General features: G+C 40.3%; 14 protein-coding genes. 7 read left to right on the forward strand and 7 right to left on the reverse strand.

Annotated elements, in window-relative coordinates; all coding sequences use genetic code 11:
• Positions 1-155 precede the first annotated feature (155 nt).
• Positions 156-914: a UDP-2,3-diacylglucosamine diphosphatase gene (locus G3I01_RS04595; protein WP_219551509.1), complete on the forward strand. Its 759-nt coding sequence runs from the start codon at positions 156-158 to the stop codon at positions 912-914.
• Here G3I01_RS04595 and recJ read toward each other — a convergent pair.
• The 4 genes from recJ to G3I01_RS04615 form a co-directional block, all read right to left on the reverse strand.
• Positions 911-2,605: a single-stranded-DNA-specific exonuclease RecJ gene (gene recJ, locus G3I01_RS04600; RefSeq protein ID WP_219551511.1), complete on the reverse strand. Its 1,695-nt coding sequence runs from the start codon at positions 2,603-2,605 to the stop codon at positions 911-913. The two genes, G3I01_RS04595 and recJ, sit on opposite strands and share 4 nt — an antisense overlap.
• A 61-nt stretch (positions 2,606-2,666) precedes the next feature.
• A complete protein-coding gene (locus G3I01_RS04605; RefSeq protein WP_219551513.1) occupies positions 2,667-3,233 on the reverse strand; it encodes a uracil-DNA glycosylase family protein in 567 nt (188 codons plus the stop codon).
• 3 nt (positions 3,234-3,236) lie between these two features.
• Complete coding sequence (gene rsmI, locus G3I01_RS04610) at positions 3,237-3,908, reverse strand: 16S rRNA (cytidine(1402)-2'-O)-methyltransferase (RefSeq protein ID WP_219551515.1); 672 nt, start codon at positions 3,906-3,908, stop codon at positions 3,237-3,239.
• A gap of 8 nt (positions 3,909-3,916) precedes the next feature.
• Positions 3,917-4,666: a hypothetical protein gene (locus G3I01_RS04615; protein WP_219551517.1), complete on the reverse strand. Its 750-nt coding sequence runs from the start codon at positions 4,664-4,666 to the stop codon at positions 3,917-3,919.
• 189 nt (positions 4,667-4,855) lie between these two features.
• On the opposite strand from G3I01_RS04615, the gene G3I01_RS04620 reads away from it, so the two are divergent.
• The 6 genes from G3I01_RS04620 to G3I01_RS04645 all read left to right on the forward strand — a co-directional run bounded on the left by G3I01_RS04620 (position 4,856) and on the right by G3I01_RS04645 (position 11,574).
• The gene (locus tag G3I01_RS04620) at positions 4,856-5,503 is read left to right on the forward strand and encodes a thymidine kinase (protein WP_219551519.1); all 648 of its coding nucleotides are present in this window, start codon (positions 4,856-4,858) and stop codon (positions 5,501-5,503) included.
• The gene (gene alr / locus G3I01_RS04625) at positions 5,496-6,605 is read left to right on the forward strand and encodes an alanine racemase (RefSeq protein WP_219551521.1); all 1,110 of its coding nucleotides are present in this window, start codon (positions 5,496-5,498) and stop codon (positions 6,603-6,605) included. Before G3I01_RS04620 ends, alr begins: the two co-directional genes overlap by 8 nt.
• A 56-nt stretch (positions 6,606-6,661) precedes the next feature.
• Positions 6,662-7,090 carry a large conductance mechanosensitive channel protein MscL gene (gene mscL, locus G3I01_RS04630; RefSeq protein WP_219551523.1) on the forward strand — a complete coding sequence of 143 codons (429 nt, stop codon included), beginning with the start codon at positions 6,662-6,664 and terminating at the stop codon, positions 7,088-7,090.
• Between the two features lie 190 nt (positions 7,091-7,280).
• Positions 7,281-8,270: an aspartate-semialdehyde dehydrogenase gene (locus tag G3I01_RS04635; protein WP_219551525.1), complete on the forward strand. Its 990-nt coding sequence runs from the start codon at positions 7,281-7,283 to the stop codon at positions 8,268-8,270.
• A gap of 92 nt (positions 8,271-8,362) precedes the next feature.
• Entirely contained in the window at positions 8,363-10,519 is a 2,157-nt protein-coding gene (locus G3I01_RS04640) for a prolyl oligopeptidase family serine peptidase (protein ID WP_219551527.1), read from the forward strand.
• A gap of 86 nt (positions 10,520-10,605) precedes the next feature.
• Positions 10,606-11,574 carry an ABC transporter ATP-binding protein gene (locus G3I01_RS04645; RefSeq protein ID WP_219551529.1) on the forward strand — a complete coding sequence of 323 codons (969 nt, stop codon included), beginning with the start codon at positions 10,606-10,608 and terminating at the stop codon, positions 11,572-11,574.
• Here G3I01_RS04645 and G3I01_RS04650 read toward each other — a convergent pair.
• Genes G3I01_RS04650 through G3I01_RS04660 form a run of 3 tightly spaced genes read right to left on the reverse strand, consistent with a single transcriptional unit; the run spans position 11,567 to position 13,811 of the window.
• Positions 11,567-12,022, reverse strand: coding sequence for a GreA/GreB family elongation factor (locus G3I01_RS04650; RefSeq protein WP_219551531.1), 456 nt, complete (start codon positions 12,020-12,022; stop codon positions 11,567-11,569). The genes G3I01_RS04645 and G3I01_RS04650 overlap by 8 nt on opposite strands.
• On the reverse strand, positions 12,022-12,693 hold the full coding sequence (gene mtgA, locus G3I01_RS04655; RefSeq protein ID WP_219551533.1) for a monofunctional biosynthetic peptidoglycan transglycosylase: 672 nt from the start codon (positions 12,691-12,693) through the stop codon (positions 12,022-12,024). The genes G3I01_RS04650 and mtgA overlap by 1 nt, the downstream gene beginning before the upstream one ends.
• On the reverse strand, positions 12,690-13,811 hold the full coding sequence (locus G3I01_RS04660) for an FAD-dependent oxidoreductase (RefSeq protein WP_219551535.1): 1,122 nt from the start codon (positions 13,809-13,811) through the stop codon (positions 12,690-12,692). Before G3I01_RS04660 ends, mtgA begins: the two co-directional genes overlap by 4 nt.
• Positions 13,812-13,824: the final 13 nt, after the last annotated feature.

Below are 13,824 nucleotides of genomic sequence, written 5' to 3' on the forward strand. Positions count from 1 at the left end.
CATTTGTCGTAATGAGCCTGTCGAAGTGCTGATTATCTATTTAATTACTTTATAGAGATCCTGAAACAAGTTCATTATGACTAAATTCTGGAAACAAAAATTGTCATTTCGGCCAACGGGAGAAATCTCATATCTTTACCCCGAACAAATCATTTATGGATATTCCGAAAGGCAAAAAAATTTATTTCTCCAGCGATAATCACCTTGGTGCTCCAACCATGGAAGAAAGCAGAAAAAGGGAAGTCATATTTGTAAAGTGGCTGGACAGCATCAAAGAAGATGCAGCTGCAATTTTCTTATTGGGTGATCTTTTTGATTTCTGGTTCGAGTACAAACACGTAGTACCCAAAGGCTTTATAAGGACCCTTGGTAAACTTGCCGAAATAAAGGATAGCGGTATCCCTGTTTATTTCTTTGTGGGAAATCACGATCTCTGGATGGACGATTATTTCGAGAAAGAGCTCAATATACCGGTCTTTCATCAGCCAAAAGAATTTCAATTCAACAACAAGACTTTTTTGATTGGCCATGGTGACGGTCTGGGCCCTGGCGATGAAGGTTATAAACGCATGAAAAAGGTTTTTACCAATCCGCTTTCAAAATGGCTATACCGTTGGTTGCATCCAGACCTGGGAGTTCCTCTTGCCCAATATTTTTCTGTAAAAAATAAAATGATCTCTGGTGAAGAAGACCAGCAGTTCTTGGGAGAAGACAATGAGTGGTTGATACAATATTGCCGCAGAAAACTGGAATCAAAACACTACGATTATTTTCTTTTCGGCCACCGCCATCTTCCTCTGGAAATAGATCTTAATGGCAAATCAACTTACGTAAATACCGGTGACTGGATTAGTCATTATACGTATGCAGAATTTGATGGTGAAAAGTTGAGCCTTAAAAAACTGAACTCCTAAAGGCTTTCCCTGATATCCTTCAGTTTAAGTTGGATTTTAGTATTACCGTTCCAGGTATTCTCATCGAGACTATAAACTGCATCAAACTTTTTACCCTCTCTAATAAGGTCGAGTTTATCACCGAGGTTAAAGCCAATAACATCAAAAACAGCTTTTGAATCTGCTTGCTTTACCTGGCATTTCAAGTGGGTTTTATCTTCTCCCACGCATTTCCCAAATCCGGTATCGGTTAATCCACGACTTATGAATACAGGCGACATATTCCCGGGACCAAAAGGCGCGAATTGCTTGAGAATTCTATAAAACTTTGGAGAAATATCCTTTAGCTCCAGTTCAGCATCTATACTTATTTCAGGAGTGAGCAGATTCCGATCTATAGTTTCGGAAACCACCTCCTCAAATTTCTGCTTGAACTTTAAATATTCAGATTCCAGAAGAGTTAATCCCGCAGCATATTTATGTCCACCAAACTGCTCAATATGTTCTTTACATCCTTCCAAGGCTTCATAAACATCAAAACCTTTTACAGACCTTGCCGAGGCCGCCAGTCTTTCCCCGCTTTTTGTAAAAACGAGAGTTGGACGATACCATGTTTCGGTAAGCCTGGAAGCAACGATCCCTATCACGCCTTTATGCCAGTTCTCATCATAAACAACCGTGGTTAATCGTTCTTCTTCCTTCTGTTCTATGATCTGCAGCTTCGCCTCTTCAGTTATAGTTTTATCGGCACTTCTCCTGTCTGAATTATATGCCTCGATCTCTTCCGCATATTTTTTAGAGATCTCCTCATCTTCTTCGGTAAGCAGGTTTACCGCATGCAGACCGTGTTTCATTCTACCCGCCGCGTTGATCCTAGGTGCAACGATAAAGACCACATCGGTAATACTTACATTCTTGCGATCTCCCAGCAGGCTACTAATCCCTCTTCTGGGTGCAACATTTATAACATGTAAACCGTGATAGGCCAGTATTCTATTTTCACCAGTAATGGGCACAATATCTGCGCCGATAGCAGTGGCAACCAGGTCAAGGTATGGAAGTAAAGTTTCCTCGGGCTCATTATTATTTTGAGTAATTGCCTGTATAAGTTTAAATCCAACTCCGCAACCGCAAAGTTCATCATATGGGTAACTGCAATCTTCTCTTTTTGGATCCAGAACAGCAACAGCATCAGGGATCTCACTTCCAGGCCGGTGGTGATCACAAATAATAAAGTCTATACCCTTTTTCTTCGCGTATAACACTTTATCTATAGCCTTGATGCCGCAATCCAGGGCAATAATCAGGCTTATATCATTATCTTCGGCATAATCTATTCCCTGGTAAGAAACTCCATAACCTTCTTCGTAGCGATCTGGTATATAAGTAGTAACGTTTGGATATCTGAATTTTAAAAAGGAAGACATCAAGGCCACGCTGGTAGTGCCATCTACATCATAATCGCCATAGACCATAATATTCTCTTCATTTTCCATGGCCAGCTCAATTCGCTCAACTGCCTTTCCCATATCCTTCATCAGGAAAGGATCATGCAGCAATTTAAGATCTGGACGGAAGAATTTTTTGGCTTCGTCAAAAGAAGTGATACCTCTCTGCACCAGTAATTTTGCGACAGGAACTCCAACTCCTAATTTGTCTGCCAGGCTGTTAACAGTAATAGGGTCTGGTTTGGGTTTTAAGGTCCAGCGCATAAATTTATAAGATTAGATGAATGCCGAAATTAGCAAAAACAAGTTACAGGATTTTAATTCTTCAGCTTAAAATTTCAGCAATTTTATCCTGCAGTTCTGGGACGACCTTTTCTTCGAACCATGGGTTTTTCATTCGCCAGAATCTGTTGACGGGGGATGGATGTGGTAACGGCCAGAATTCTGGTAGGTGATCTCTATAATTTTCAACCTTTTCGGTAAGTTTTGATCTTTTGCCGAGGTAATAATTTGCAGCATAAGAGCCTATGATGATCTTAAGCTCGACATTCTGAAGTTCGCTCCAAACCTCATCATGCCATAAGGGAGCACACTCTTTTCGTGGAGGAAGATCGCCGGTCTTCGCTTTACCCGGATAACAAAATCCCATAGGCAGAATCGCGAAATTTTCTGGATCGTAAAATGCATCTTCTTTTACACCCAGCCATTCCCTGAGCTTTTTCCCACTTTGATCTTTCCAGGCAACACCAGATTCGTGCACTACTCTTCCGGGCGCCTGGCTTATCAATACGATCTTCGAATTTCCAGTTGCTTCGATGATTGGTCTGGGACCAAGAGGAAGATGATCCTTACAAACCTTGCAGTCTCTTATTTTGCATAAAAGATCTTCCAAAAATTAAGATTTTCCTTCTACGACGATCACGATCTCTCCTTTAGGAGGATGGTCTGTATAATATTGTAAAACTTCTGTAGCAGTACCCCGAATGGTTTCTTCATGCATTTTGGTGATCTCCCTGGATACAGAAACCTTTCTCTCTTCTCCAAAATACTCCACGAAATTCCCTAATGTTTTCAGTAATTTATGCGGGGATTCATAAAACACCATGGTTCGGGTCTCTTCTGCAAGAATTTTAAGCCTTGTCTGTCTTCCTTTTTTTACCGGAAGAAATCCTTCAAAAACAAATTTATCATTTGGCAGGCCACTGTTTACCAAAGCCGGCACAAATGCGGTGGCACCGGGCAGACAATCTACTTCAATACCAGCTTCCACACAGGCACGGGTAAGTAAAAATCCGGGATCTGAAATTGCCGGTGTTCCCGCGTCGCTTATCAAGGCAACAGTTTCTCCTGCTTTAATTCTGGACACAATATTATCTACCGTCTTATGCTCATTATGCATATGATGGCTCTGCATCTGCGTTTGAATCTCGAAATGTTTTAATAGCTTTCCACTATTACGGGTGTCTTCGGCCAGTATAAGATCTGCCTCTTTTAAAACTCTAATTGCTCTAAAAGTGATATCCTCCAGGTTTCCAATGGGTGTTGGAACCAGAAACAATTTTCCCATAGATTATTTTACTGCTGGTTACCGAACTTGTTCTCGATATGCGCCATAAAACGCTCTTCGTATTCTTCTTTTCCTTCCCAGTGTTTATAATCTGGTTTTACAACTAATTCTATAAATTTCCTGGCCTCTTCAAGACTGGTAAAGGTATTTAACTGCGAAAGCACCCTGTTATAATCGGCGGTGTTGCCATCAAAAAGATGCTTGATGTAAGCCAGGCGCTCATTTAAACCAATATTGATACCTTTCTTAAGCCTGTCGTTTAAAGATCTTGGTTTATTATTCTTTTCTACGTGATTTACTGGCTCAAAATCCGGCAGATTATCATAATCGACACCTATGTTTCTGAAATCCTTTTTAGGTTCTCCAGATTCAGATTTTTTTGGTGGTTCGGGAGCAGCATTGATACTCTCCATCATATAATCAACCGACTCGGTTTCTGGAGGCATTTGTGCGACTATATCCTTGATCTTTTCGGTATTTGGCTCGGTGATCGCGTCTGAATCTTTATTATATTCTGTTCCGTCAGGATAAAATTCGTCGTACAGATTTTTCTGCTTTACCGGTTTAGGTTCATTTTTGGTCTTTACTTCTTCCTTTACAGGTTCTTCTGCCAGATGTTTTTCGGTAAAAGCAAGAATTGTTAGTTTCTCATAGAGATCTTTCGTCATATTCTTAAGTTGTCCCGCATCCATCTTCCCCTTTTCTTTAAGGATCTTTTCGGCAATAACAACCAGGTCTGCTTCAATTTTATTTTTCATCTGAAAATTTTTTTGATCGTTTATAAGTTATTCAACGTAGCCGCATTCATTTATATCAATATAAAAATTATGCCAGATACATTTCATAACTTTAAGGATTCACCCCTGTCCCAGGGTTGTATTTTTAATAAATTTGTTCCACCTTTATGCGAATGAGGTATTTCCCCAATTCGATTTGAAAAATACAAAATGTTTCTCGAAAATACAGTAAATCACGAAGAGCAATTTGGCTGGATTGAAGTTATTTGCGGCTCAATGTTTTCCGGTAAAACCGAAGAACTGATCCGTAGACTCAAGCGTGCAAAATTTGCAAAACAGAACGTAGAGATCTTTAAACCTGCTATCGATACAAGGTATGATGAGGAGATGGTGGTGTCTCATGACTCGAATGAGATACGTTCTACGCCGGTACCTTCGGCATCCAATATTAGGATTCTTGCAGACGGATGTGATGTGGTAGGAATAGATGAAGCCCAGTTCTTCGATGATGAGATCGTGACCGTTTGTAATGACCTGGCCAACCAGGGAGTGCGTGTGATAGTAGCCGGTCTGGACATGGATTTTAAAGGAAATCCTTTTGGACCCATGCCTAATCTTATGGCTACAGCAGAATATGTTACCAAGGTACATGCTGTTTGTACCCGTACCGGAAACCTGGCGCAGTTTAGTTATAGAAAAGCGATCAATGATGATCTTGTATTTCTTGGGGAGAATGAAGAATATGAACCTCTCAGCAGGGCTGCTTATTATAAAGCCATGCTGAAAGAGAGGGTTAAAAAACTTGATGTAAAGGAGCCCGAAGAGTTAAAATCTAAAGCAAAAGAAGAAAATGCCTGAAGCCAAAGAAACCGTTCTGGAAATTGATCTTGGGAACCTGGCTCATAACTATCGCTTTTTACGATCTAAAATAGATAAAGATGTAAAATTTCTATCGGTTGTGAAAGCTCATGCCTACGGAAGCGATTCTGTGGCCATCGCTCAAAAACTTCAGGAATTAGGAACCGATTATTTCGCTGTTGCCTATGTAGAAGAAGGAATAAGACTACGTGAAAACGGCATAACCTTACCTATCCTGGTCTTGCATCCACAGGTACTCCATTTTGAAGAGATCATTGAGCATTGCCTGGAACCGAATCTTTACAGCGAAAGAACTTTGAAAGCCTTTTTCAGTACCGCTGAAAAATTAAATCTTAAGGACTATCCGGTTCATATAAAACTGAACACAGGTCTTAACCGTTTAGGCTTCGACCAGCCTGAAATAAAAAAAGTATTTGACCTGGTGACCGGCACAAAATCAATAAAAATAGCTTCTGTTTTCTCTCATCTTGCCGCAAGCGAAGACTGGCAGGAAAGAGATTTCACTATTGGGCAGATAGATCTTTTCAGGAAAATGGCCTGGGAATTAATAGAAAACCTGGACTACGAGCCAATTCTTCATATTTGTAACACTTCAGGAGTCATTAATTACCCAAAAGCCTCTTTTAGCATGGTGAGAACGGGTATTGGTCTTTATGGCTACGGAAATGATAAGAATGTAGATCCCGAATTAAAACCGGTTGGAACTTTAAAAACCATAATTTCCCAGATCCGTGAAATTGGAAAGGGTGATACCGTAGGATACAACCGGGTCTTTAAAGCAGAGAAACCTACCAGAATCGCGACGCTGCCCATAGGGCATGCAGACGGTATTAACCGCATATACGGAAAGCAAAAAGCCGGCGTTTATATAAATGGTAAATATGCTCCAATTGTTGGCAACGTCTGTATGGACATTATCATGATCAATGTTACCGGCATCGATTGTGAAGAAGGCGATGAAGTCATCGTTTTTGGTGGACCTCAACATCCGGTTGCTTTTGCTGAAGCCGGAGGCACTATTTCTTATGAACTCATCACCGGAATACAACGCAGGGTTTCCAAAAAGATCATCCCAGAATAAGCCTCATTAATTTTTTTTATATAAATTAGGGCTCAACTAACTACTAATACTTTAACATGGGCTTTTTAAAAGACTTTAGGACCTTTCTTTTTCAGAAGGATATTGTAATGCTGGCAACTGCCGTTGTAATTGGCGCGGCCTTTAACAAGATCGTTACCTCTGTGGTTAATGATGTTATAATGCCGATTATTGGAGTGCTTACCGGCGGAATAGATTTTACTCAAAAATTTATCTCCCTGGACGGGAAAGCATATGCCAGTCTTGATGCAGCCAAGGAGGCTGAAGCTGCGGTCATCACATATGGTAATCTAATTCAAGCCATTATCTATTTTATTATCATTGGCTTTTTTATATTTTTGGTTTTGAGATCTTATGAAAAGACCAAGAAAAAAGAAAATGTAGAAGAGGCTCCGGCACCAAAAGGGCCTACTCAGGAGGAAATTCTTCTGGAAATTAGAGACGAACTAAGAAAACAAACACCATAAAGAAGTACGCTTACCGCTACACTATTCATTTTGAACACTAAACCCCGATGAGAATCGGGGTCTTTTTTTAACAAATTGTACAAATCTGTTTAAATTTTTATAGCGCAATTATTTTTTAGCTTTAAAATATTTTAGGTTATTCACCAACCAATACCTTTGCAATCAAAATTTTAATAAAATACAGTATCCTATGAAAATAGCTGTTGTTGGAGCCACCGGAATGGTAGGAAGCGTAATGCTTAAAGTCCTTGAAGAAAGAAATTTTCCGTTAACTGAGCTTATTCCTGTAGCTTCAGAAAAATCTGTAGGAAAAAAGATCAAATTCGGAAATAAGGAATTTGAAGTAGTTGGTTTGGAAACAGCTGTTTCCATGAAACCCGAGATCGCATTATTTTCAGCCGGAGGAGATACTTCTTTAGCCTGGGCACCAAAATTTGCCGAGGTTGGCACTACTGTGATCGATAACTCTTCAGCCTGGAGAATGAATCCAAAACATAAACTGGTGATCCCTGAGATCAACGCAAACCTGCTTTCAAATGAAGATAAGATCATCGCTAACCCAAACTGCTCGACCATACAGTTGCTAATGGCCCTGAAACCTCTACATGATGCATATAATATTAAACGTGTGGTAGTTTCAACTTACCAGTCCATTACTGGGACCGGAGTGAAGGCAGTAAGACAACTGGAAAATGAGTATGCTGGTGAAAGCGGAGATATGGCTTACCCTTACCCTATTCACAGAAATGCCTTACCGCATTGTGATGTTTTTCAGGATAATGGCTATACAAAAGAGGAAATGAAGCTTACTAATGAAACCAAAAAGATCCTTGGAGACGATTCTGTTAACGTCACCGCTACCGCGATAAGAATTCCGGTAGTTGGAGGACATTCAGAATCTGTTAATATCGAATTCAGTAAAGAGTTTGAAGAAGGTGATGTTCGTAAACTTTTAAGTGATTTTCCTGGTATTACCGTGCAGGACAACCCCGCAGTAAACACTTATCCTATGCCGATTTATGCCGAAGGTAAAGATGATGTTTTTGTTGGGAGAATTAGAAGGGATCATTCCCAGCCTAATACTTTAAATATGTGGATCGTGGCAGACAACCTCCGCAAAGGTGCTGCTACCAACGCCATTCAGATCGCTGAATATCTCATTGAAAACAAACTAGTATAGAAATTCCAAATATTTCAATAAATTTAAAGACCTGAAAGAATTTAACTTTCAGGTTTTTTTTGTCTTAATTTATGTCCTATCAAATTTAAAATATGAAAAAAATATCTACCGCTATTTGTGTTCTGGGTTTAATCACCTATTCTAACACCGCAAATAGTCAAAATCCAAATGAATTGAAATACCCCGAAACTAAAAAAGTAGATACGGTGACCGATTATTTCGGGACCAAGGTTGAGGATCCATACCGCTGGCTGGAAGACGATCGCAGCGAAGAGACCGAAAACTGGGTAAAAGCCCAGAATAAGGTTACCTTCAATTATCTTGAACAGATCCCTTATCGCGACCAGCTCAAAGAAAGACTTACCAAGCTTTGGGATTATGAAAAACTAAGTGCACCCTTTACCGAGGGAGATTACATTTATTTCTTCAAGAATGACGGTTTACAGAATCAGAGCGTGATGTACCGCAAAAAAGGGGAGGAAGGTAAAGCAGAGATTTTCCTTGACCCTAATAAGTTTAGTGAAGACGGTACTACTTCCCTTGGAGGGATGAGCTTTTCTAAAGATGGAAAAATTCTTGCTTATGCCATTTCTGAAGGCGGAAGTGACTGGAGAAAGATCATCGTTATGGATGCTGAAAATAAAAAGATCCTGGGAGATACCATCAGGGATGTAAAATTCAGCGGTATGTCCTGGAAAGGAAATGATGGTTTCTTTTATTCCAGCTATGACAAACCAGATGGAAGTGAGCTTTCGGCAAAAACAGATCAGCACAAATTATATTATCACAAACTGGGAACTGCCCAATCTGAAGATAAAGTGATCTTTGGTGACAGCGCAGACCAAAAACATAGATATATTGGTGGTGGAGTTACAGAAGATGATCATTACCTTACCATCTCTGCCAGGAATTCAACTTCTGGTGGAAAGTTGTTCCTAATGGACCTTACCATAGAAGATCCTGAACTGGTAACTATCCTGGACCATGAAAAAACCGATTCTTATGTGATCAAAAACGAAGGCAGTAAGCTGTTTATCGTAACCAACCTTGACGCTCCAAATAAAAGGATCGTAAGCGTGGATGCTTCTAATCCTACACCAGAGAACTGGGAGGATTTTATTCCAGAAACCGAAAACGTGTTAAGTCCTTCTACCGCAGGTGGAGATTTCTTCGCGGAATATATGGTAGATGCCATTTCACAAGTAAAACAATATGATTCTGAAGGGAAATTAATTCGTGAAGTAGAACTTCCAGGTATAGGTTCTGCCGGAGGATTTGGAGCCAAAGAAGACGAAAAAGTGCTTTATTACTCTTTTACGAATTATGTGACTCCGGGTACTATTTACAAGTACAATATCGAAAACGGTACTTCTGAAGTATACAATAAACCTAATATCGATTTTGACCCAGAGAATTACGAAAGCAAACAGGTTTTCTATGATTCCAAGGACGGTACAAAAGTGCCTATGATCATAACTTATAAAAAGGGAACGGAATTGAATGGGGAGAATCCAACGATCCTTTATGGATATGGCGGATTCAATGTTAGTCTTACTCCTGGATTCAGCACGGCGATGAGCGTTTGGCTGGAACAGGGAGGTATTTATGCTGTACCTAATCTACGCGGTGGTGGAGAATATGGTAAAGAATGGCACGATGCGGGAATCAAGCTAAAAAAGCAAAATGTATTTGATGATTTTATAGCTGCAGCAGAATATCTTATAGACAACGATTACACTTCCAGCGATAAACTGGCGGTAAGAGGAGGTTCCAACGGTGGACTATTGGTTGGAGCAACCATGACCCAGCGTCCAGACCTTATGCAAGTAGCATTGCCTGCGGTTGGAGTAATGGATATGCTTAGATATCACACTTTCACTGCTGGGGCTGGCTGGGCTTACGACTATGGTACAGCTGAAGACAGCAAGGAAATGTTCGAATACCTTTACGGGTATTCCCCAGTCCATAATGTAAAGGAAGGTGTTGAATATCCTGCTACTTTGGTAACTACGGGAGACCATGATGACCGTGTGGTTCCTGCGCATTCTTTCAAGTTTGCTGCCGAGTTACAGGAAAAACATGCCGGTGAGGAGCCCGTGCTTATAAGGATCGAGACCAAAGCGGGTCACGGAGCAGGTAAACCAACCAGCAAGATCATTGAGGAATATGCAGATATTTTTGGATTTACCCTATACAATATGGGTTATGAAGATCTTCCGAAAGACATCGAGAAAGGTGTTGGACAATAAAACGAGAAAGACCATATAAATTGATAAAGCGCGGATTATGTTCCGCGCTTTTTTTATTTTAACTTCGACCTTATATACTCTTCAATATGCTGAAACTTCAGAATGTATCTTTCGCTTACCAAAAAGAACCGGTTCTTAAAAATATTAGTTTTGAGATCGGAAAAGGTCAGAATGTTTCGGTGATCGGAGAAAGTGGCTGCGGAAAAAGCACTCTATTAAAACTTATTTACGGCCTTTTACATACAGATGGGAAAGTAAGCTGGAACGGAGAAGAAATGCTGGGACCAAATTTCAACCTGGTGCCCGGAGAACCATTTATAAAATATCTCGCCCAGGATTTTGACCTTATGCTGCCTTTAACGGCTGCTGAAAATGTGGGGAAACATCTTAGTAATTTTTATCCCGTCAAAAAGAAAAGACGTATCAAAGAGCTACTGGAGGTTGTGGAAATGGAAGATCTGGCAGATAAGAAAGCGAAACTACTTAGTGGTGGGCAGCAGCAACGTATCGCTTTAGCCCGCGCCTTGGCTAAGGAACCTGAATTGATCCTTCTTGATGAACCTTTCAGCCATATAGATCATTTCAGAAAAAATAACCTGAGAAGACGCCTGTTTTCTTACCTGAAAGAAAAGAACATTACCTGTATAGTGGCAACCCATGACAGTACTGATGCGCTTTCTTTTGCTGATAGAACTTTCGTATTAAAAAATGGAAATATTTATGCCGACGGTACTCCTGAGGAATTGTATAAATCGCCACCAAATAAATATGTTGCATCACTTTTTGGAGATGTAAATCATATTATGGTGAAGAATTTAAAGGAAAATGAAAACAGCCGGAAACGAGTGGTTCTATATCCTCACGATATTAGCATTGTAAAAAGTTCCTCAATAAAGGCTGAAGTAAAGAAAACTTATTTCAAGGGTGAAACTTTTCTTATCCATGCAAAACTGAATGGAGAGGAAGTATTAGTAGAACATAAAAATGATATTCAACCCGGAAAAACCATATCATTAAAAGTTCCTGAAAAACTTATCGAGGAGCGACTTAAGTGATCTCTAAAACTTCAAATTCACGGCCGTTGAATACAGCCTTTTCACCTGCTTTCTTACCAAGTAATACCTGGGCGATCGGGGATTTGATACCTACAGCATAGAATTTATCCTTTCCGCTCGTGATCTCTCCAGCCGGAATTGCAACAAAGTATTTAGCTACATTGGTCACCACAATACTTCCCAGAACTACATTCCCGTTGGGTTTATAATCTTCGATCCTGTTCAGGATATTCCCAAGACGGTCATATTCATTTAGCTGAACACTTAATTTATTCCATTCAATATTGATCATTTCCCTACCGGTCTCAAATTTATCGCCGGCACTGCTCTTTGATTCGTTCTCCAGGTCTTCCTTGAGTCCGTCCATAGCTTTTTTGACCACCGAAACTCTGGTTTGAAGATAATCCCGGCAGGCTTTTAGTAGATCTTTGCGTGTCTCTGCCTCCATTATTCAAGCATGAATTCTCCGTAATTCCGCATCTGTCTTACGATCCAGTTCTTTCTTCGTTGAATGAAATTTGAAGCAGGATTTGCCCGGTATTCCCGGGGGTTAGGTAAAACGGCTGCAATCGCTGCGGCTTCGTATGGCCCAAGTTTAGATGCATCTTTTTTGAACCAGTGTTGAGAAGCGGCCTGTGCTCCATATATGCCTTTACCCATTTCTATACTATTAAGGTAAACTTCCAGGATCCTTTCCTTACTCCAGATCATCTCAATAAGAAAGGTAAAATAAGCCTCCATTCCTTTCCTAAACCAATTCCTCCCAGGCCACAAAAACACATTTTTAGCTGTTTGTTGCGAAATCGTTGATGCTCCACGAATCTTTCTACCAGAGCGGTTATCCTCCATAGCTTCCTGAATCGCTTCAAAATCGAAACCGCTATGTTTTTCAAAATTCTGGTCTTCACTGGCAATGACAGCGAGTTGTAAATGCCTGGAAATTTCATCTATAGGCACCCAGTCGTGCTCAACAGGCTCTTCAGGGTTTTCGAAATACCGTATCGCCATTAAAGGGGTAAAAGGAACCGGAACAAATTTATAGACTACCACGATAAGAATACTGAAAAGGAAGAGACCCAATAGGATCTTGAATATAAATTTGAAAAATCTTTTTATCATGATCTTAAGGCTAGTTCTGCGATTTCCTTTCCTACGAGGCTGCCAATGGCAATTCCCATTCCGCCAAGGCGCACACCGCAATAAATGTTTTTAGAAAGTTCTTTTACAATTGGTTTCTTCTGTGCTCCTACTCCCATAATTCCGCTCCAGGATTGCTGAATTTCAAAATCGGTTTCTGGCAGGATACAGGTTTGGAGTAGTTCTTTTAATTTATCCTGGACCAGGTTAGTCAATCCGGTTACATCTGTTTCTTCGGTCTTAAAATCCAGGTTTCTTCCGCCACCAAACAAAACTCTTTCCCCAATATTACGGAAATAATAATAACCCTTATCCAGATGAAAGGTACCTTTAAAAGGAATATTTTTGATAGGTTCTGTGATAAGCACCTGGGCCCGGGCCGGTTTTACTTCTTCAATCCCCAGCCTGGAAGCGAAGCCATTTGTGGCGATGATCAGTTTTTTAGATTCAAGACTGAATTTGGAGGTATCGATATTTACTCCCTGTTTTGACTGATTAAAAGATCTTACCTCAACGCCATTAAGAATTCGAATACCTTTCTCAATAGCTTTCTTAACCAGGGCACTCATCATTTTCCCTGTATCTATCTGCCCCTCAAATCTATTGAAGATCAGCTTTGGTTGAATTTTTCTAAACCCGAATTTATTTTCGGCAATTTCAAATACATCACCCTGGAATACCTCTTTTAAAAGATCGTTTATCTCAGGGATTCTATTAAGACATTCCTGGTAAAGCTCCGCATCGGATTCAGTAAAGAGTTCATATCCTCCTTTTTCCTGATAATCGATAATATCATCACCCAGATTATTCCGAAGCAATTCCAGCCCTTTTTTACGATTTTCACACAACTGCACAACCTCTTGCCTCGAATGCGTCTTAAGGTCCTCCAGGATCTCTGAAATACTGCCAAAACAGGCAAATCCTGCATTCTTGGTGCTGGCGCCTTCTGGCAACATCCCTTTTTCGAGAAGAAGTACCTTAGAATTGGGGCTGGCTTCTTTGAGTTTTAAAGCACAATTAAGGCCAGTGATGCCACTGCCAACTATACAATAATCGATATTGGAGAACCAGGAATCAGTTTCCCAGAAAGAAAAATTCATAGGTTAGTATTTC

It is taken from the genome of Gramella sp. MT6 (assembly GCF_019357415.1).
Classification (GTDB): domain Bacteria; phylum Bacteroidota; class Bacteroidia; order Flavobacteriales; family Flavobacteriaceae; genus Christiangramia.